The following is a 21159-nucleotide window of genomic DNA, read 5'->3' as shown; positions in this document are numbered from 1 at the left end:
CACGGTAAATTTGTTCTCAGCCCCCAGTAGCGTTGTCGCTGAGTTTTTAGTCATTCTCAAATAATCTAGACAATGCGATTACGGACTTCTGCTCTGGATATGCCGAACTATACCGCCACCTACAGGGGATGGTGAGGAGGCCACCCACCTAAACTTCAGCCATAATAAGAAAGGCATTATATTCTACTGATCCCGTGTTTCTCCATAAAACGATATAGCGTGACACGAGAGATGCCAAGTTGGGTCGCCGCCCGTGTGACGCTGCCCCGGTTGTGGCCTAGCGCGGTGCGAATGGTGTTAATTTCCATTTTGTCGCGCGCCTCGCTCAGAGTAGTAACCGAGCGGGTCGAGAAGCTGTTTCTTCGATCTAGTCCCAGATCGACAGGGGAGATAAGGGACTTATCACACATTACCATGGCTCCGCGTACCCGATTGACCAACTCGCGGACATTACCCGGCCAATCGTAGTGGTTCATGATGTACAGAGCATCTTCGCTGAACCCTTTGACCCTGCACCCTTTTTCGTCGGCGAAGTGGCGGAAGATATATTGGGCCAACAGGGGCACGTCCCCGATACGTTCGCGTAAGGCGGGCATTTTAATCTGCAGGACATTGAGACGATAGTAGAGATCCTCGCGGAAGCGGCCCTCGTGCACAGCCTTTTCCAGATTGACGTGTGTGGCCGCAAGCACCCGCACATCTACGTTAATGTCTTCTTCACCACCTACCCTCTGTATGGTTTTTTCCTGCAGGAAACGTAGAAGGTTAGCCTGAAGTTCCATAGGCAGATCGCCAATTTCATCGAGGAAGAGGGTGCCGCCGGAAGCGACCTCGATGCGGCCGATTTTGCGCTGGTGGGCGCCTGTGAACGAGCCCTTTTCGTGACCGAAGAGCTCGGACTGGATGAGGTTCGCGGACAATGCCCCACAGTTCATGGCCACGAAAGGGCCACCGGCCTGCGGGGAGCGTCTGTGAATGGCTTGCGCGGCCAGTTCCTTGCCCGTGCCGCTTTCTCCGGTAATCAGCACGGGAGCCACCACCCCGGCCACTTTGCGAATACGCTTAAACACTTTTTGCAGCTGTGGGCTGGTGCCGACCATTTCACTTTCGCCATTGTTGCGCACCTCCCGTTCTTCGAGCGAGAACGTGTCCGCGATGATCTTTGCCATCCCCAAGGCATGTCCAAGTGTGTGCAGCAACCGGTTGGGATCAATGGGCAGGGTGTGGTAGTCGTAAAACGTGCTACCGATCAGCTCACGCAAGGGGAGTAAGTCCATGGCCTCCCTAGGGAGCAAGGCGATCCAGTGGATTTGCTCGGCCTTGGCGATGACGGATACCAAGCGCCGGTCATTATCAATGATAGCTTGATGATCTAGAGCGACGATCCCCACTTTAAAATCTGCTGTGGCCAAGAGTCGTTGCAGGTCACTGATATCCTCTGCGTACTGCAGATGCCATCCTTCGCTGCATAAACGCACCGCGCACGGTCCTATAGCCCGCTTCGCACCGAAATACAGTAGTGGGCGACTGGCATCAAGGGTGCCCACTCCGCAAAGTTGACTGCGTGACATATTAACTCCATCCCGTCATCTATGTATCGCGAAACCATAATACGAGCGCCGTGTTTATAACACTATAGTATTCCTAATAAAATGATACTATCGGTGAACGTCATTCCCGCCCTTAGTCTGCAGCTGCCGATCTTGAGAGTGGAAAGGCCGGGGCTACCACACGGCAAGACATTGGCTATTTCACCCACTGAGGGCTCAAAATTCAAACATCTCCTTATATTCTAGTGTAATGTTACATGCTTTTTACTGTGTAAGCGGCTGTTACGCGAATGACCTTTTGCAGCATGTCGCGGGGCACTTGTGCACCACGCTATCGCGTACATCTGCAAACTCGGCTTGGATTGCGGATGACATAGTCGGCTCCATGATTATAGGTTCTGCCAGTGACGCTTGTACCAAGAAATCGTCATCGCCAACCCATCGTCAAGTGGAATCATAGGTATCCATCCGAGACTATAATAGGCTTTGGAAATATCCAGGTACTTAATAGAGGGCGTGGTTTTTATTGGACCAGAAAAAACGGGGGTCAGCGCTTTTCCACCGAACATTTTGCTGGCTACGGTTACAAGAGCTTTTGTGGAGATAGGCTGTCCTGATCCAAAGTTGAAAGCCTCTCCTGCCTCCGAGTCAAGATGTTCCGCTACAGCAATATATGCTCTGGCCATGTCACTGATATGCAGACAGTCGATCTGTGAGGATCCATCATCGCGCGTACCAAAATCATAAGGTGCACTGGTGATCATGTTGGATATAGCCCTCGGAACAATACGGCTGAAGTTGGTGTCACCAGGGCCATAGGTATTCATGAACCGGCAGCACGCAGCTTTCATCCCATATACGCTTGCATAGGTTCTGACTGCCACATCTCCAGCAACTTTGGATGGCGCATAAATGTTTTGCGCACTAAGAGGCGGGTGACCTTCAGTGATCGCATGGTCCGTGCTGGTCGCTCCGTAATAGGCCCCGCTGGACGCAAAGACCAGACGGTCGACACACCCGGAGGTTCTGATCGCTTCCAAAACGGTATAGGTTCCCTCAGTATTGACGCTCAGTGTTTCAAAGGGCAGTACGTTACTTATAGGGACAATGGGCTGGGCAGCAAGATGAAACACCGTATTGATCTCGAATCGTTGCAGTGTCTGACGCAATAAATCAATATCACGAATGTCCCCCTGTATATAATTCACCTGCGGAGCAATGTTGGCTAAGACAAGATAGGAGTTTTTTGGTAACCAACGATCAAGTATGTACACTCGCGCGCCAAGAGCCAGCAGGCTTTCGCACAGATGTGAGCCACCAAACCCAGATCCACCGGTTACCAGACACTGTCGTCCAAGCCAAAAGTTGCTCATTTTACTGACCCTCGTGCTGGTATCCGGTTTTCATAAGGTTACGATAGAAACGAATCGTCGTTTTGATAGATTCCAGAAAATCTGACTGAGGTGCGAAGGCAGTCGCATTCTGGAGTTTTTCCCCATTCAGATGTTGTTTTGTGATGGCACGTACGGGAGATGTACTCGCACGTACTTTAATCGCAATGCCATTTTCAATAATGGTGTCGGCACGTTCCTGGTCAAATTCCCTTTCCACCTCGGCAGCTTGTTCAACGATGGCTTTTAGCATCAAAGGGGTTGACATATAGGTCCCTCCTGCCAGGTTATACACTTCTCCACGACACCCCTTGGAGTGGGCGACTAAAAGGATGGCACGGATTAGGTCGTCGACGTAAAGGTAATCTCGATGGTGTTCGATGGCATCAAAATAAAGTTCTGGCGCTTGAGGCTCCTCATTGGCGAAAATGCTGACCATAGCTTTTGGCAGTAAGCGGTAACCAATATTAAAATCCCATGGACCATATATGTTACACATTCTCAGGGTTACCGTAGGGATACCAAATGCTTCATGATAGGTTCGGGAGAAAACATCTGCGGCTAGTTTGGCTGAGTCATAGATCCCGATTCCATGCAGGGGAGTGAGATGTTCGAAATAGGAATCCCCCTCCATTTCTCCGTAAACCTTGTCAGTAGAAGACAAGAAAACCATATTTACTTTATAGGGAGCCACGCGACAGGCTTCGAGTATATTAACCCAACCCATCGTATTAGCCATGATGGTCTCTTGCGGTGCGAAAACCGCTTTTTCGACAACCGTTGCGTAGGCGGCAAAGTGGAAAATATAGTGGAATCGGCCCTCTGAAACAATTTTATTCATAGCTTCGGCGTCAGTCACATCTGCCTCTTGAACAAGCACTTTGGATCGCAGTTGCATAGAGGCACAGTTCAATATGGAATCGCGGGTAGGATCAATGTTGATATCCACAACGGTAACATTGGCGCCATACTCCACCAAGTGCTTTACAAGGTGTCCACCCAAAAAGCCAAACCCACCAGTCACTAATATATTCTTAGCTTCAAAATATTCATTGGGGAGTTGCTGCGGTAGTATTGAAATTTTATTTTGCGTGTACATGCTCGTTATTCTCCAAGTGCTGCGTTTGTGCGTGGATAAGCTTCGTTACTCACACCTCGACCAATGTTTTGCTTTCGAAGACGTACCGAGTCAAGATAGTATGTGTCTAATAATTTTGAGAAAAACATGCTATGAACCATTCTTTTTTTCTAATGTGTGTTTGTGCGCCATATCATATAAGTTTCGCACATTAAGTAGAATGAACTTCTCACGTTCACTATATGAAGAAAACGGTTTATTTAATAACCGGCGCAGCCAAAATAACGTCTTTTTATTCCTTTCCGTGCACACCGCACGGTGCCGAACATAAAACCACGGATTCTGTATGGCTTCTTCAAATCTTGTATATTCAGGAATCTCTAACCGAAAAACCTCTTCCATTCTTTGTGTTTCAGTCAGGACAAAATGCGGTTCAACTTCCTGAGGGGACATGAACCATCCCATACGCTCTACTAACGGTGACTCAAAACTAAGAAATCGTACCAGCCATACAGACAATATCAATCCAGAAAGTAATGGAATATACCAGAAGAAAAGCCCGATTTTTGGTATACCGAGAATATATTGGACTGCAGCAGTATCCATGGAGAAGACATAATCAATAACCAGCACTGACAGCACCACACCTAAAATACTGACCCAGCCAAACTGCGCAGCTGATTCACTCCATGTGAGATGTCGGTCATCGCGAACCTGTTCTCCCCAGTGCAGTTTTTTTCCACGAGCCCAATACAAAATTATGAGGGTAAATTGAGCCATATAGATCGGCGCCATCATGATGCTCAGAATGAAGTAAAGAAGATAGGACCAAATCATCTTTACGATACCGCCGAAAAGATGTGCTGTACCATTCTTGACGTTGTATAATATGGGAAGCAACATTTTCATGAAAATTGAAAATGCCAAGAATCCCAAAGAGAAAAGAAAAAAAATACGGTATTTGTACATCACAAGGACACTGATCATTGGATGCTTAAAAATATAGATCAAACCGAATAATGCCATTGAGAAGAAAATCCATCCAAGAATTGGATTTACGTAGTTAATAGCACTGGTAAAAAGTCTTGCCTTATACAGCGTATTGATACGCGTAGACATAAAGAATCGAAAGTACAACATACTTCCGTACATCCAGCGAGTTTCACGTTTCATATCATCAATCAGGTTTGTCGGCAGCTCCTCGTAGCCCTCAATCTGCGGTAGTGACCATATTTCATAACCAGAACCAGCCATCAGTGCCGCTTCTATATAATCGTGTGAAATAGGTTTTCCACTAGCGAATGGCCCTTTGGCACGCAAGGATGGAAGCATGCAGTTGTCCATAAAAGCTTTTGTGCGGATAATGGCATTATGACCATAATAATAGCCATGCCCCATGTAAAAATAGTTTTGTCCATAAAATCCTATTTTTAGTGTCAACGCCGAGATGAATCGACTAATCCTGGCGTGCAATGTTTTACGTAGAACCATTGAAAGATAGCATTGAACAATACCAATTCTTGGATTCCCGTCCATGATTCGAGTAAGTTTAACCAACGATTCACCGGGCATAATACTATCAGCATCTAGCATTATCATGTAATTATAATTATGACCCCATCTCCGGCAAAAGTCAGTCACATTACCAGACTTTGAATTACTATTCACACGGCGATGGCGGTATACAAATCGTCCCCCTGGATATTTTTCGATAAGTTTATGAACAACCCACTCTTCTTGAATAAAGCTTTCAACTTTTTTACTATCGGACAATATGAAGAAATCAAATCGTGATGACTCTTCAGGAAATTGAGCGCACAAATCCGTCCAGCTGGCTGCAATTGCCGCCCCGACTCGCCTAGGATCTTCGTTATAAATAGGACATATAATTGCTACGTGAGTGCTCGGATTAATGATTTTTACCGCACTATGTAACGGATGATAAGGATCTTTATCGATGCCCCGTAGAGACACAACAAAACCGAAAAACATGCCAACGAAATAGGTCATACCCAGATAACCAAGACTGAAATAAGCCAGCAGAAATGGTCCATATATCCATGGTGAGAAGTGGTACATGAGCATGAACAGATAAGTAATATAAGTCATAATTGAAATCAGGGCGAAAGACAACAACCGACTGATTGTTACCCGTTTTTTTGATGCCCGTTCCCATTCTGGATGATTACTTTCAGGATAGTGCATGACGCAACACCATGTGTGCTATTGAGTCTCTGGGAAATGGCGTACTGATTAGCAGATTATGGTGGGCCGTCTTCTGGACTATTATTTCGATGGAACAACTCGCAGTTGCAAATTCATCGATTATATTGTACAAATCTGACCATGATTTTATTTTTCCGGCGATGAACCATAGCGTCTCATTATCAGACACACCAGGTATTCTCATCTGTTGCAGATAATTTGCTTTTTCTTCCTGTGTCATTTTCATAAATTATAACCCCTTCGCTATGCCAATAGGATAAGCAGCACTGAACAAAATAGAAGTAATCTGTTGGAGACGAACGCTAGGCGCATTAGCTACATAAATGACGCTTCCGTTTTGGATGGGAAACTGTTGTGCTGCCCGCAGACCCGATACATGATCCCAGGCGAATCGGTAGATTACTTTGTGAGACGGCGAGAGCACATAAACAGAGCGGCCTTGAGCCGTAGGGCCAATACCGCCCGCTTTGGCCAGAGTTTGTGCCAAGGTGGGTGTGAAGCCAAAGGAAAGTAGACCACTCTGAGTGAGACCCGGTCCAAGGCAGTTCGCCCGTACCAGTGTGCGATGTGTCAGTATCACCCGATCCCCAGGGGCGAGCGGCACGTGGTGCATCAGCGAGGCTCTTATGGAAAGTGTGTGGGGCTCCCCATTTTGCACTACAACAACTTCGTTAGCCTGCAAACTATGACCATAATTCCGTCCGGTGCTTCTGTATCCACCTGCGCGGGTGATAGCTTCTGCCAATGTAATTCCAGCATTCTGCCAATTCAGAATAGTTGGTTTTGCGGCTGAACCTGTCACGACGACATGCTGACCACGATTTTTTATCATATGCACACGTATTTCTGGTGACTGAAAACGGCGTAACCGTTCCACCAGATAATCCAAACGGTTATCCGCATCAGTAGTCGACAAGCCCCCGATTTCTGCCTCGCCGATATAAGGTAGGTTCACGAACCCGGTCTCATTAAGCGTGTACTGTCCCATATCTTCTTTACGTGGATTATGGTCACTTCCACCGCCTGAACCCAATCCTGTTTGAACGGGCATAGTCCAAAACGTGACACGCACTACATCGCCCGGCATAAGCCGTACCGCCACAGTTTCTAATCTCTTTTTTAGGGGATCTATTTCACGGATGGCCTTCAATTTTCTGTCTTCCAACTCTTTTCGCCAGAGTGTACGGGCGAACTTCGGGCTGACTGTGATTAGACGTACATTGGTATGTTTGGTCTGCGCGTGTATCTGGCTATCTGATGGACCTCCACTAGGGAGGTAGGCACAGCCGCTGAGCGCAGAAACAGCTACCAGAATGGCTGAGGCCGGCTTTTTAGTGGATTCCAACAGGTCCTTAATCATTTGATCACCAGGAAAAGAATAGAGGTAATAAGCAAAGTCCACCCGATCCATTCAATGCGATGAGGTAAGGTGGGATCCGGTGGCAAGGAAGGGCCGCTAATGTTTTCGATGTAATACTGGTGCTGAATAGCTGATTGTTGTGCTACCGCCAGCTGGCTGTATGCAGCCTTGACCAAATTTTCTGCTACTTGTACTGCGTTTTGTTTGTAAGTATAGGTGCCGTATCCTTTCGTCAGACCAGACACTCCATCAGTTGAAGCTTGAATATGGCTAATCTCTGACTGAATAGCCTCAGCGCTCGCCTGTAGGTTAACAATCTGATGGCTGCGTGGGGCTGCCCCTTCGATTACCTGCATGCGCGCCAGAATGATAGCTTTTTTGACCATCAAGCTATTCAATAAAGACATTTTTGACGTGTAGGCAATGTCTGGGCTTACGATGTGGTGCTGTACCTGATAACCAGATAGAGCGTCGATAGTCTGATGAAGGCGGTGTTTTGCGGCCTCTACAACTTTTTCATCAAAAGCTTCCGCTTTATGAAGCGCTTGCGTATTGAGCGCATTAATGGCCGACTGCCCTGCCTGCAAAACTGAACGATTTAATCTGTAGGACCCTTCTGGCGAGTAACTTATTGTAGATAACTCCATAATACCGCTCTTTTTATCAATTGTTATTCGTACCTGATGCCTATAATACTTCCAGAGGACAGTCTGTTTTGTAGAGAAGCCGTTCATTAAACCACCAAATCTTGATACAAAATCGCCATGTGAGAAAATATCTGCAAGATGCTTTTCATTTTGCGCCTGAAATCCCGTCCAGGAATGAATGTAGTGACTCAGGATGTAGTCGCCCTCGAGAGACTCACTGCCTGACTGTGACAATTGCAATGTCATGGTAGCCCTGTGCTGATGAGGCTGGTACACCACAATAGATGAACGGCTGACATACTCCGGCGCCGCAATTCCTGCAAAATATACTATCGAAAAAACATTTGGTACTGCGACTATCCAGAAAAATAATGGTCTTTTATAAAACGGCTTTTTCATTTTTAAGAGTATCCTTTGAGCTTTAAATTATGTGTCTGATCAAAGGAAATCATGGGTTTATCCATCTCATATATTGCATTTCCGTTTCCCATGGTGCGCCCCTGTAATGTGTTTATGCTTATTACTCCGTGACTATAATAAGCAAACGTCGCATACTTACAATCTTGGTAAGATGTGAAACAACGCCTAATTTCAAGTGCCGCTTGCCTTAGATTGCATCCGTCGGCTGGCCGTTTTTTTGCTGCTCTGTTTTTAGCGCGCAAAAATGTTGCGTCAAGGTTTCCTGTTGATATTTGTCGCTCAGCAAGTTATGTGCCACTTGTTGCAATGGCTTAGTTTGACAGCCTTTTCCAGAATGATTGCTCATTTTCTCAAGAGGTAGTGGAGGAAATATCCGGTCAATTTGTAACTAAATTTATACATAATACCTAGTTAAGTTAATTCACCATGAAAATAGCAGTTAAGTTTCATGTAGATATAATGCCAGAGAGATTTTTGCTTAATTTGTAATTAAACCCACACAAGGCGCCTGATTAAATCGGCTCGCCGCAAAATAAACAATTATTTATCATACAGGTACAATCTCAGAGGAATCTTTCGATTAATTTGTAAGGAAACTCATACACGAACTCTAATTTAATTGACTTAATACAATAATTATGGTTATTAATCATGCAGATACAACGTAATTTATGGCTGATCAGTATTGTGTCTCTGGTTTTTCTGGTGTGTTGAATAGTCCTTCTGGATGTGGACCGAGCAGACCATAAGAAATGCACTTGGAAATGCGAAGGAATATCGGCGGACTGCGGAAATGTGGCGCAACTTACTGGATTATATTTGGTATTTCGATATGCCCTACATCAGATAACTTTTATTTCATCGAGATAATCGGTCTTGGATTGTGCCACGGCGATCATAACGTACAAAAAAATGACGTGAGAAAATAATGGCATGACTCATGAAACAGCCTAATGGGGCCCAAATAGGGGCGTCCCTTCATCTGCCCGAGTCACATATGTGCCCTACCGCACAGACGACTCACCATAAACTTCATATGATTGATCATTAGTTGGCCTATCACCAATCGAGTAAGCTGTTTCAGTTGCACGCAGATCTGATGTGAAGTCGTAGATTAGAAAAAGTAGTAATCCACCGTCCATAAAGGAATTAGATTTTGTGCATTGGTAGGCAGCATGGGTTAAAAATATATAATTTTGGAGTTTAGCATGAAAATACCAGCCCGCCATTCGACCATGAAGGCCCCTAATTCCGTTCGCACGGCCGTTTTCCCTGTCGCCGGTATGGGCACAAGATTTCTACCCGCAACAAAAGCAACGGCTAAAGAAATGATGCCGATTGTAGACAAACCACTTATTCAATATGCGGTTGAGGAAGCTTTAGAAGCTGGATGTGACAGATTGGTTTTTGTCAGTGGCCGTGGTAAACGCGCCATTGCTGACCACTTCGACGTCGCTTTTGAATTGGAGTATGAGCTTGAGCGCTGCGGGAAAATGGAACTACTCGAAGAAGTGAGGAGTATTGTGCCGCGCGGAGTCAGTACGGTCTTTCTCCGACAACCTCACCCTTTGGGGTTAGGCGATGCAGTACTGATGACTCGAGATGTTGTTGGTGATCACCCCTTCGCCGTGCTACTCGCCGATGACCTCATCTTAGCCAAGAAACCCGTGCTAGCCCAGATGATTGAACAGTATGAACACTATCATGCGGCCATACTAGCCATTCAACATGTACCTCACAAAGAAACCAATAAATACGGCATTATTCAGTCCTGGGCGTGGGAAAATAGAATTCATCAGATATCGAATATTATAGAGAAACCCAACCCCGATGATGCACCATCTGATTTGGGTGTGGTGGGCAGATATATTTTACCTCCAAGAATATATGACTATTTAGAAAATTTACCTGCCGGAACGGGTGGCGAAATTCAACTCACCGATGGGATTGCGGCTCTATTACGAGAACGGCAAGTTCTTGGGTTCGAATTTGAAGGTCGAAGGTTTGATTGTGGTGATAAGCTTGGCTTTCTACAGGCCACGGTCGAGTATGGCTTACGTCACGCTGGCGTTGGAACATCCTTTGCTGAGTATTTGCACACGCTCGCAACGGATGGAATTTGTTCCTATATTGCAGACAAGCCAATAGCTCTACTGACACGCAAGAAAAAATCGCGAGTAGCGTAACAAAATTTTCTGTCATGTTGTTAATTCATAGGAAAAATGTCGCAGGAAGTAGGCTGATGTAAAAACAGTGCAAGCTCGAGACAAGTTGGAATCCTGCAAAAGTGCGGAACGAGCCTCTGGTGATGCATTGTCTTATAACGCTAGAAAAACCCTACATAGGGTCGGCAAAGCCTTGTCTTGAGGTGCTTTGATTCAAAGGAGAAATTATCATGAATGTATGGAAAACGATGAAGACGCTCACGCTGACAATGATCATGTTGACCCCTCTAGCCCTGGCCGGGTGCGGAGGCGGCCCTAGCGCTAAAGCCGAGTCAGCGCAGAATGATGCACGCGCTGCCCAGGAGACGGCCAATCGGGCCTTGGCGAAAACCGATGCGCTAGAGCATAAACAAAATGAAGCATTAAACCGGGCAGACGCTGCGCAACAGACGGCAAACCAGGCAGATCGGGCAGCGAGCGGTACTCAGTAAGCTGGAATAGAACGTCATGCTCGTTGAGTAAGATCCTGACGCCCTATCCGTTCCATGCTTACAGCAAACACAAGGAATAAACAATGCGTATTCAATATCCAAACTATGGGAAACAACTCGGCTGGATGGTTGCAGCTCTCTGTGTAGGGGCGGTACTGCCTTTAAATGGCTGCGTTGCTATTGCTGCAGCCGGTGCGGGAGCCGGTAGCGTCGCTGCTGTCAATGCCGGAATTCTGTCCGACTATCATGCCTATTATCCAAGGCCACTCGGAACGGTTCAGGCTGCCGTTCTGCAAGTCTTTTCGGAAATGCATATTACCTATGTGGGTAATGTGAAGAAAAATCCAGACAAATGGATCATTGATGGAAAAACGGCAGCAGGCACGGCTGTCAACGTCATTTTGAAATCTACGAGTCCAGGGGTTACCAAAGTGACGATGGGTGTTGGACTATTTGGCAATAAAGCGCTCTCCAGACAGTTTTTCTCGTTATTGAACCAGAAGCTGGGTGTCCAGGCTACCGTCAAGGCTCCATCTATTTGATGGTAGTTAAATGATAAGGGAGAGGTGGATGCAATTTTCAAAACTTACCGAAACCCCAAAGTTTTTGGGTGCTTGTATAGCGATTTTCATGTTGGGTACAGGAAGCGCTATTGCGTCAACAGGTAATGCGCCTGACAGCGTCGTGGCCAAGCTCAACATGGCGCTCATTCACTCCATGAAAATGGGACCATCCAGTAGCTATGAGAGTCGTTTTCACGCATTGTATCCCGAAATGATCCAAGCCTATGATTTTCCAAAAATCGCGCACTACAGCCTGGGGACCGCGTGGGATAAGCTGTCTGCTCCGGAAAAGAAGCAGTTTGTGCAGGCACTGACCCATTATTCTGTGGCAAATTATGCCGCGCATTTCACCCATTACGCCGGTCAAAAGTTTAGCAGCCCCGTCTCCAAGAGCGTGCTTGGCCACCGAATGATGGTCAGCACTACGTTGAAGTCCGGCAATGGCGGTAAAAACAATACGTTTGATTATCTGCTCAGCCAAAACCATGGCCAATGGAAAATTATCAATGTAATGACAGACGGCGTCAGCAACCTGGCGATGCAGAAAGCCGAATTTACGGGTGCTCTGAACAAAGGCGGGATCCATGCACTGATGAATGGCATCAATAAACGCTCGGAAATGTTGGCCCACGCAGCGCGATAATAGCTCCGTTCATTGGATGAATAGCGCTATCCATAAAGGAGATTATGATGAATAAAACACAGGTGAAAGGTCGGGTAAAACAGGTCAAAGGTACTGTCAAAGAAGTCGCCGGTAAAATTACCGGAAATGCTCAACAAGAGGCTGAAGGTGAAGTCACAAAGAAAGCAGGAGAATTACAGGAAAAATGGGGTAAATTCAAAAAGAAGCTATCCGATTAAATGTTTTCTCGTCCTCTCTTGATTGAGAAAATTATTCCATGAGTAACTACTGGAGTTTAAGATTATGAGTAACAATCCTATTATTGCCATCAATCAGTCAAAAGTAGCCAATCGACCGGAAAGTTATGAAACCATGATGAAGGTTGGGCCTAAGGTTTGTATCACTACGGCCTCGCATCCCGGGTTTTTAGGTTTTGAACAATTATTGCAGACGGGCATTCATCCCATGGCCGGAAGATATGGTGGTGGCGCTGTAGATATGCATGAAACCCTGAATCCTATTTCCATGTTTCAGTACACCGCATGGAAAGACGTGAAGTCGCATGAAGAGATGCATCATGAAAACTTCAAGGAAATTTTTGAATTATGTGGAAGCTGCCTGGATATGGTCATAGAGGGGCCATGGGAACCCTACTATGAAGTCATTCGTTCCGATCTCCCCCTGATTATGGGTATGACCGATATCCCTGCAGTTTTAGGAAAGTCTTTCGCAGAGCAGAAGCCCGTGCCTAAAGTAGCATTATCGGCAAAGCGGAGTATTGCCATTGGTGACCATTGGGTGATGGACGGGCATGAGGAAGCTTTTGAAAAAGGGGCCATAGAGACGCTCACCTGGATGAAAGAAAATGTTCCGGGCATGATCGGCTGGATGATCATGAAACAGTTTGGCGTTTCTGCCATAGGATCCTTTCAGTTTGACCCCAAAGGGATGCTGAAGGCCACACTGGGCGCCAATCCACCGGAGTACAATACCAACTATGGCAGTCAGGTGCCTGATAAGCCACTGATTCCGGGACAGAAGCCAACGCAGTACTTGGTGCATATGGAATTGGAGTCTCCTGAACATGCACATATGGGCATAGCCCATGCGATGCTGGATTACGAGTTGCGGCAGATTCACAATGAGGGCGTACTTGCTCATTTGGATAAGGGGCCTTACTACATGCTTTTTGAGCCCATGATGGAACAGGGACAATGGCGTAAAAAATTAGTAATTTAATGGCAAGCTGGAAAAGATCTGTCATTTTCACTTACAGATCTGAACTTTTCAAAAACAGCCCCTGGGGAATTGCTTCGTAATGGGTAATGATGGGGCTGTTCATCATGGTCATTTAAATTGAATGACAGGTATTGGATAATGCTTGCCAATAAATATAAAAAGATAATTTTCTTTATCAATACTTTTGCGAGCTAATATTACTCGCTTTATTGATCACGTGGAGTGCGTATGAATCTTAATAAAATAGAAAAAATAATCCACATTTGCATCGATTCATTTTCGGAGATTTCCATATTAAGCATTCCCGTGCTTATTTATTTGTTTTTTATTGTGATAAGAATCTATTCTGGGAATTTTACTGAAATTGCCTTAGAAATGTCTTTGATGTCTATTATTTACTATTCTGATTCGGTGTTAATTGCAAAACGCATTAATCATAATACATGGAATGTTGCAATTAATGTTATATTGATAGTCCTGATCATATTTGCATCTTCATTGTTTACTTTGGAGCTTCTTGCCAACGGGACTAAAACAGCGGCATTAGTGTTTCAAAAAAAATCGGGGGCTTATGTCGACATGCAAATTGCTAATATTATTCTTATTATTGGTGGGTTTATTGCTAACCTTGTATTACGCATCGTTGTGAGGATTCAGGGAAATGTAGTCGGAGAGTAATAAAGATGATGAACATTACATTTGATGATACTTATGAAAATAGTACTGTCCTATTATTTGTAAGCCGTATCCTTTTCTATGGCGCCAATAGATTAATCAAAAAAATCGTAGTCGATTCATTTGGGCTGATTGTTAATCATGGTGGCCATATATGAGAAATGCGGGTTTATTGTCTGTCACCACAAAAAATATTAATGCATTAAAATATGTTTTATTAATAGTTGTGATTCTATGTCTTGCGAGTATGCTCTTGGCTAGAGCTTCGGGATCTTCAGTGTATCAATTTGAAGATAATATTCACCACTTGAATACTTCGAATCAGAAGTTGGGAAGTTTTACGATAAATCTAGGTGAAAGAATTATCGCACCCATCAATATCCACAAAAATAATCTGTTTATAAGCGCTGGAAGCTCACAACCTCAACAAGGAAAGGTCGTCATGGTTGATGGGAAAAATGGTCGGGTAATTTGGTCCACAAAATTACCTAATATCAGCATGACAGAACCTATTGTTACACGACATTTGGTCATTATTGGAATGGGTGGAAAACGTATGTTTGCGGTAAATAAAGGTTATTCTTGCCGTTCACCCTATCTGCATGGAGTGATAGCGCTTCACAGGAAAACAGGCCATATTGCCTGGGAACATTTGACCCGCTGTCAAGTTATGCCAACACCTGCGTATGTAAATCACGAAATCCTTGGCCCTGATGGCGGTGGTCATTTCTTTTCTTTGAACGAGAAAACGGGTCATATTCTATGGAAAACAGCAATTAGTGGTTGGTCAGCAATGTCTTCACCTCTGCATGCACAGAATCAGCTTTATTTTGGGACTGATAATTCATTTACAGACAAAAATTATTTTTATGATATCGATTGGCGAACTCATAAGGTGGTATGGTCACAAAATCTTTCTCATGCTCAAAATCTCGCTGAAGCATCTCCAGTCCTCTCGCATGGAATTGTTTATACAGCATATATGCGAAATCCACCATATGGTATGTTACAGATTATCAACCATCTCTGGCGACATGAAAAGATGAAATACTTCACCTTTCAGGTTGTTGGTATGCAGGCAAAAACAGGTGATGTGATCTTTAATAAAACCATTTATACAAAGAGACTGCCTCCTAAAGCCTGGATACATCAACGTCTACTGGATGAAAAGTACTATTGGTCCAATTGGACTATTGCTGCCATTCGTAGAGTGGCGCATTTTTTAGACATCCCCGTTCATTTTTGCAAGATGTCCAATCATGATCCGGAAAAGGCAGGAATTTATGATCCTCCACTCACTGCCTGGCATCGTACTATCTTTATAGAGCCTCGGATAACTCATATACTATATGCTTTGAGGGTTGGTACTGGGCGTTTACTTTGGTCCGTTGATACCGGAGAAGATGTCAGCAATCCTAATATTTATAACGGTAAATTGTATTTAGTGAACAGTCACGGTGTATTGTTTGTGATTAACCCAAACAATGGAAGGGTTTTATTTAAAAGACATCTTTCTGCTGGGTCTCCTGGACCAGCAGATGTTTTGCTCAGTAGAAACCATTTAGTTGTGGGAGGATCTTCTGGGAAGGTTGTCTCCGTAAAAACGGGATTATGAGTTTATATTAATGAAACCTATTCATATGCAAGCTATGAGGATAACACACCGAATAAGGCGTATCATTTATCAGTATTTCTTGCGCCAGCACCTGAAACAGTGAGTGATGCAACCAAGTTCACGACAATAGCGCCACCCGTATCTGGGATGTCCTCCATCCAAGAATGTTAAAGCGAGATTCTGAACGACCTCCAGGTAAAAAAACAGCTGCGTCTCAGCAATTGACACTGTTGCAGTGAAGACGTAATGGATGCCTCCCCCTTACCAGGATGGCAGCGCGACGATTCATAAGAGCCACTACTTGATCCGGACGGCATTAAGCAGCCAATGCGGAACGAATCAGCCTAAAAGAAAAGGAGAACTCATCATGCAGACAACAGCTCAAGAAATGAATTTTAAAAACTGCCCAACCGCTTTCATTAGCGGAAACATCCAACTAGCCAATCTGTTGCGCTTGAATGATAATTTTCTGGTAACATAGTTTATCAGTGATCCATAACCAGGCATCTTTTTCATAGACTTTACTTTGTATATTTTGAGTAAATCTTTTATATATTTGGGGCCTCTCCCTAATCTCAGGGAGGTGGCAACGTATAAAGCTTTCGCAGGTTGTTGCAAAATCCCAAACCTGATGGAAGTCATCAGGATCTGGAAGCATATTCCTAAACTTGGCCTCAGCTCTACGTGTATCTTGCAGCACTTTGGGTTCTCTGACCTCTTCAGAGATCATGAATAATTTTATTTTCTTAAGTGATTGCAGTCGAAAGCTTGACCATCTAGCAAGCCATACTGACAAGGCCATCCCACCCAGCACGGGAAAATACCAAACAAGCAAACTGTATGGATGAACCCAACCGGACGATAGAGTGTATAGAAGCGCCTTTTCTGCCGATGGTATATGCTTGACGTAGTACACCAGAGCTACCCAGGCTGATAGACCGAAAATGGAAACTTTGCCGAAATAGGTCCACGAATCTTTCAAAGACAACGCAGTATCGCCACGATCCTGCGCTCCCCAGCTCACAGATTTTCCACGAATCCATTGCCAAAAAAACAAGCTGATGTAGATCATCATGATGGGCGACCACAAAAAGCTAAATACCGTTTCCAATACGACAGACCAAAGTAGTTTATCCTTGCCACCATAATGTGTGGCTCTCTTTGAATCAATATGAAACATCACCGCCATAATTCTGGGTAGAAATAAAAAAACCAGACTCGAAGCAAGAAGCATGCCAGCAGGAACTTTAAGCATTTTTAGCCCTACGACAGAAATACGAACAACCCCCATAAAGTGGAGGACGCCATAAGCTGATACAAAAAGAAAAGCAAACCAGAGCGGGGCAGAAAAATAAGCCATTACCCCATTGATGAGAGTTTCGCGATGTAATCCCTGCACTCCGCGCAAAAACCAGAAACGGATATGTTGAAGATTTCCCATCATCCATCGTCGCTCTCGGATCAGAAAACCAAGCATGTTGGCGGGAATTTCTTCATAGCTTCCAGATAGTTCAGGAAGAAACCAAACCTCATATCCAGCACGGCCTAATGCTACAGCTTCAATTATGTCATGAGAAAGCGGCTTTCCGCCCCAAGGTTTTTTTCCTTTCAGCTGCGGTAAAATGGCATATCTCATAAACGGTTTTACCCTGATCATGGCATTGTGCCCTATGTAAATGGCATGCCCCATATACATAGCCTGCATGCTATAGGAAAAAACGGAACCATACAGATGGGATGCGAATTGTTGCATCCGTCCGAAAACAGTCTCTCTGAACACAGGGCGAGGATTACTTTGCAATATACCGATACGCGGATTGCCAACCATACCTTGCAACAAAGTCACTATAGCTTCTCCATCCATGACGCTGTCGGCATCCATCACCAGTGCGAATGGATACTCAGACCCATACCGCCGGAAAAAGTCTGTGACATTACCCAGTTTGGCATTACTGTTGACTGGTCGGGAGCGATAGAAAAACTGATGAGATTGAAAAAGGTTGCGTAGTCGGTAAATCGAAGCCAATTCCGTAATCCGGTAACCTGCTTTACGACTATCTGACAAAAGATGAAAATCGAATAAGGGTAGATAAGCTGGATAGTTTTCTGCAAGAGATCGATAGCATGCAGCCATCCCTGCCGCCACTCTTGAAACATCTTCATGGTAAACCGGGAAGAGCACTGCCACACGATCATTTTCTGTAGGCATTTCCAGATGGTTCATCGGATGCCATGGGTTTCCTTTTGGCCCACGTCGAGCATACCATGCACCAAAAAGCACCTTATAGAAATTGCCGGCCATAAAAAACATCATGGCACCATAGATCGATAGATACACTATGCGCCATTGCAACTGCAAATGTTGTCCAGTGATCAATTGATCGGATAAAAAAACCAAAACCAGAGTAGTCAATACTGATAAAAAGCGTATCAATCGCATACGTAGCCTTACTCTAGACTCCCAGGGAGATGCGCCCATATCCGGTAGTTTATTCCCTATTTGCCACGCTTTCCAGCGACCATGCAAAGCATGCGAACTGACAGACAGTCTTTTTTTAGGTTTTTTTTGAACCCATGTCTTTTTTATCATTTTATTTAACCGCATTACTAATTAAAGCAGGTGGCAGCAAGAAATCACTGAATATTTGTGCCGCTTTTTCAATCGGCACCACTGGCGCCGTTGGTATATAGACTAAATCGCCATTATGTAAAGGCATTCTTTGAGCAGAGAGTAATCCTTCAGCTGTATTCCAGCGTAATACATATAGAATGGACTTAGTTCCTACTCTGTGGGATGGTTGCATGATAAATATTTCCCGATCATCTGCTGTATTGCTCTGAAGCCCGCCGCTCATTGCAAGCAACCCATTGATATTCGGTATCGATCCAAACGAATACAGGCCTTGATGCAGTACCCCTCCACCAAGAAGTGTGACTTTATAAGCAGCCGTCTGTGAAACCAATATATGTGCACCAGAAGGCACACGCAGATGGTGCACATATAGAATCTGAAAAGGTAAGGTTACCTGTTGATGATGATAACTTATTTCCACCAAAGTAGAAGCATCCTCTACAGAATGGTTCTTATCTTTGGATTGTAACGGAACATCCTTTAAACCTGATTTGGCAAGAATTTTAGCAATCGACAACCCACCTGGCCGCCAAGGAAATAAACCAGGATGCATTACAGCTCCACTAATGAGTACGCCTTGTAAATGACCATGTGGAGCCCATTGCACTTTTGTATAGGGCATAATAAATTTATCAGTACTCTTGTACTTCTTGTTAATCTTTTTTTCCAGCCCGTTCAGTGTTAATCCATCGGTTTCAACTTTACCCAAATAAGGCAATTGAATAGATCCGTTTTGTCCGACTAAAAAATCACCCAACCGGGATTTATGAAGCGGTGATGACAACGATTGCCCACCAGATAATGAAAGATGGGTTGTCCAAAGCGTGATTCGCAACTGATCACCAGGTTGAATGAGATCCTTGGTTATTTTTTTTTGAGACCAATGCCGCAGCTTGCCTAACGCCTTATCAAATCTAATCTCTCTCTTATTTTTAGTCTCTAATGCTAATGCAAGCGCTTTGCCAGGAGTCACTGGTTCAATGATAAAGTTTGCCAAATTAGCATGCTGCATAGCCGACACAGAGGGTCCGCTATGTGGAAGGCTGGAACAACCTAACAATAATAAATTAATCATAAAAGGTACTGGATATAACTGCCATTTCATCTTAAGAAGCTCCACAATAATAAGGTGATCCCAAAAATAATCATGGTATCAACCATTCTCTCAGGCCCTGAAGATCCTTTTGGTAAAGAAGGATCGCTTAATTTTACGGCTAGGAAACTGGGAGCATCAGCCTGTGTCAAGGCCTTCTGTTCGCTTTCTTTAGCAAGACTTAAAAGTCTTTCAGCAATGGATTGATTGGCGATTAGAACAGGATAAAGATGAGCTATATTATCGTTCGCAAGTAGCGTTTGCTTTGCACTTTTAATTTTTTTATTAAGCATAAAAATTGCTTTATTATATCCTGAAACAGCTTGACTTTTTGGTGCGGCGTGAGATAACGCTGTTGCATCTGCGCTTAACTCCGCAGACCTTGTTGAAAGGTTGGTCAGCAAGTGTAGTTCATTCTGTAAAATAAGTTTTGGGTTATAGATTGATGTTTTTTTTCGATAAAGAGATAATTGGTTATTTGCTGTCTTTAGACCAGACTGTGCAGAAGCGACTGCAGCCTTTGCAGCAACCAAACGAGATTCTCTTACCTTCTGGCCCATCTTCTTCATTTTTCCTATGGCATATTGCAGCGTTGACTGCAGTATTTTCTGGGCCCATTGCGGTTTGTATGCAGTATACTTTAAGGACATCACCCCATCATTTTTATTAATGCTTACAGAAAAATGGTGATCGAAGTATTTCCATAGCGCAACGTCACTTCGTGAAAAAAATGTATCTACTCCGCCGTAGGCTGTAATAAAATCACCGGATGCATTCCATTTCCTCAGTGGTAACTCATTTCGGATATGTTGGTAGGCTGACCAAGAAAGTATTATATTCTTTATGGTGTAAGCATTCTTTACTCTTTCTGGAGCATAGGAAGTGAGACTGGATTGGCCAATTCCTGAGTGGGGCAAAGTGGTTTCCACAACCACCTGCGCCGATGAATTGTACGTTGCCGATGCGATAAAAAAATAATAAATTATCGCGATGACATTTGGTACAATAATAACCATTGTAATTAACCTGTGTTTTCTCAACATAAAACATGCCTCTTAACTTTTTTCACTCGCCAACCTGACAGGAGTAAGCCTAACACATAAGCGCGAAATTAAACATTTCGGCGATATATGGCAAAAAAATAAATAACAAATTTGTGATGGCTTTAACACTTATTTAATACACCTAGGGTGAGTTTCGCTTACCACATGAATCCAGAATAATCCACCTCCACAAATATTGCACACAAAAATTAGGTATAGGCACCCGAACAAATATGACGCACCCGTCTATCAGCAGTAAACTTTTGCGATTAATATCATTGATTATTTACTCAGTATAATCTTTTGCAGGAAAATAAAAAAGCCCAGCAATGGTATCTTCATGCATCCT

Annotated in this window: 19 protein-coding genes; 8 read left to right on the top strand and 11 right to left on the bottom strand. The window is 44.3% G+C overall.

Translation table 11 applies throughout. The features are described 5' to 3' along the window. Positions 1–176 precede the first annotated feature (176 nt). The 8 genes from H7F08_RS08175 to H7F08_RS08140 form a co-directional block, all read right to left on the bottom strand. A complete protein-coding gene (locus H7F08_RS08175; protein ID WP_031572455.1) occupies positions 177–1571 on the bottom strand; it encodes a sigma-54 dependent transcriptional regulator in 1395 nt (464 codons plus the stop codon). Positions 1572–1939: 368 nt separating this feature from the next. Then, positions 1940–2923: an NAD-dependent epimerase/dehydratase family protein gene (locus H7F08_RS08170; RefSeq protein WP_031572456.1), complete on the bottom strand. Its 984-nt coding sequence runs from the start codon at positions 2921–2923 to the stop codon at positions 1940–1942. Between the two features lies 1 nt (position 2924). Beyond that, complete coding sequence (locus H7F08_RS08165) at positions 2925–4040, bottom strand: NAD-dependent epimerase/dehydratase family protein (RefSeq protein WP_031572457.1); 1116 nt, start codon at positions 4038–4040, stop codon at positions 2925–2927. A 129-nt stretch (positions 4041–4169) separates the two neighbouring features. Further along, positions 4170–6224: a glucans biosynthesis glucosyltransferase MdoH gene (gene mdoH, locus H7F08_RS08160; RefSeq protein WP_193640298.1), complete on the bottom strand. Its 2055-nt coding sequence runs from the start codon at positions 6222–6224 to the stop codon at positions 4170–4172. After that, complete coding sequence (locus tag H7F08_RS08155; RefSeq protein WP_031573934.1) at positions 6211–6471, bottom strand: hypothetical protein; 261 nt, start codon at positions 6469–6471, stop codon at positions 6211–6213. Before H7F08_RS08155 ends, mdoH (H7F08_RS08160) begins: the two co-directional genes overlap by 14 nt. Positions 6472–6474: 3 nt before the next feature. After that, positions 6475–7647: a polysaccharide biosynthesis/export family protein gene (locus H7F08_RS08150; RefSeq protein ID WP_158025154.1), complete on the bottom strand. Its 1173-nt coding sequence runs from the start codon at positions 7645–7647 to the stop codon at positions 6475–6477. Further along, positions 7602–8651, bottom strand: a complete 1050-nt coding sequence (locus H7F08_RS08145; RefSeq protein ID WP_031573928.1) for a hypothetical protein — start codon at positions 8649–8651, stop codon at positions 7602–7604. Before H7F08_RS08145 ends, H7F08_RS08150 begins: the two co-directional genes overlap by 46 nt. 208 nt (positions 8652–8859) lie before the next feature. Beyond that, positions 8860–9018, bottom strand: a complete 159-nt coding sequence (locus H7F08_RS08140) for a hypothetical protein (RefSeq protein ID WP_193640297.1) — start codon at positions 9016–9018, stop codon at positions 8860–8862. A gap of 862 nt (positions 9019–9880) precedes the next feature. Here H7F08_RS08140 and galU point away from each other — a divergent pair. The 8 genes from galU (at position 9881) to H7F08_RS08100 (ending at position 16042) form a co-directional block, all read left to right on the top strand. Then, positions 9881–10858, top strand: coding sequence for a UTP--glucose-1-phosphate uridylyltransferase GalU (gene galU, locus H7F08_RS08135; protein WP_010642609.1), 978 nt, complete (start codon positions 9881–9883; stop codon positions 10856–10858). 209 nt (positions 10859–11067) lie between these two features. Next, positions 11068–11328 carry a hypothetical protein gene (locus H7F08_RS08130; protein WP_051690625.1) on the top strand — a complete coding sequence of 87 codons (261 nt, stop codon included), beginning with the start codon at positions 11068–11070 and terminating at the stop codon, positions 11326–11328. Between the two features lie 83 nt (positions 11329–11411). Beyond that, positions 11412–11870: a DUF3568 family protein gene (locus H7F08_RS08125; protein WP_051690624.1), complete on the top strand. Its 459-nt coding sequence runs from the start codon at positions 11412–11414 to the stop codon at positions 11868–11870. Positions 11871–11898: 28 nt separating this feature from the next. Next, positions 11899–12534 carry an ABC transporter substrate-binding protein gene (locus H7F08_RS08120; protein ID WP_031572450.1) on the top strand — a complete coding sequence of 212 codons (636 nt, stop codon included), beginning with the start codon at positions 11899–11901 and terminating at the stop codon, positions 12532–12534. A 44-nt stretch (positions 12535–12578) separates the two neighbouring features. Then, complete coding sequence (locus H7F08_RS08115) at positions 12579–12752, top strand: CsbD family protein (protein WP_077218490.1); 174 nt, start codon at positions 12579–12581, stop codon at positions 12750–12752. 64 nt (positions 12753–12816) lie between these two features. Next, positions 12817–13752 (top strand): sulfur oxygenase reductase family protein, encoded by a 936-nt coding sequence (locus H7F08_RS08110; RefSeq protein ID WP_193640296.1) that lies wholly within the window; start codon positions 12817–12819, stop codon positions 13750–13752. Between the two features lie 228 nt (positions 13753–13980). After that, on the top strand, positions 13981–14430 hold the full coding sequence (locus tag H7F08_RS08105) for a hypothetical protein (RefSeq protein ID WP_193640295.1): 450 nt from the start codon (positions 13981–13983) through the stop codon (positions 14428–14430). 151 nt (positions 14431–14581) lie between these two features. Next, positions 14582–16042: a PQQ-binding-like beta-propeller repeat protein gene (locus tag H7F08_RS08100; protein WP_193640294.1), complete on the top strand. Its 1461-nt coding sequence runs from the start codon at positions 14582–14584 to the stop codon at positions 16040–16042. A gap of 436 nt (positions 16043–16478) precedes the next feature. On the opposite strand, the gene mdoH (H7F08_RS08095) is transcribed toward H7F08_RS08100, so the two are convergent. The 3 genes from mdoH (H7F08_RS08095) to H7F08_RS08085 are packed head-to-tail and all read right to left on the bottom strand — an operon-like array spanning position 16479 to position 20783. Then, on the bottom strand, positions 16479–18632 hold the full coding sequence (gene mdoH, locus H7F08_RS08095) for a glucans biosynthesis glucosyltransferase MdoH (protein WP_193640293.1): 2154 nt from the start codon (positions 18630–18632) through the stop codon (positions 16479–16481). Between the two features lies 1 nt (position 18633). Further along, positions 18634–19779: a polysaccharide biosynthesis/export family protein gene (locus H7F08_RS08090; RefSeq protein WP_193640292.1), complete on the bottom strand. Its 1146-nt coding sequence runs from the start codon at positions 19777–19779 to the stop codon at positions 18634–18636. After that, positions 19776–20783: a hypothetical protein gene (locus H7F08_RS08085; RefSeq protein WP_193640291.1), complete on the bottom strand. Its 1008-nt coding sequence runs from the start codon at positions 20781–20783 to the stop codon at positions 19776–19778. The genes H7F08_RS08090 and H7F08_RS08085 overlap by 4 nt, the downstream gene beginning before the upstream one ends. Between the last annotated feature and the right edge of the window lie 376 nt (positions 20784–21159).

Origin of the sequence: Acidithiobacillus sp. HP-11 (assembly GCF_015100075.1) — a bacterium.
GTDB classification, from domain to species: Bacteria; Pseudomonadota; Gammaproteobacteria; order Acidithiobacillales; family Acidithiobacillaceae; genus Acidithiobacillus; species Acidithiobacillus thiooxidans.
Note: the sequence above shows the minus strand (reverse complement) of the source record. Positions and strands in the feature narration are given on the sequence as shown.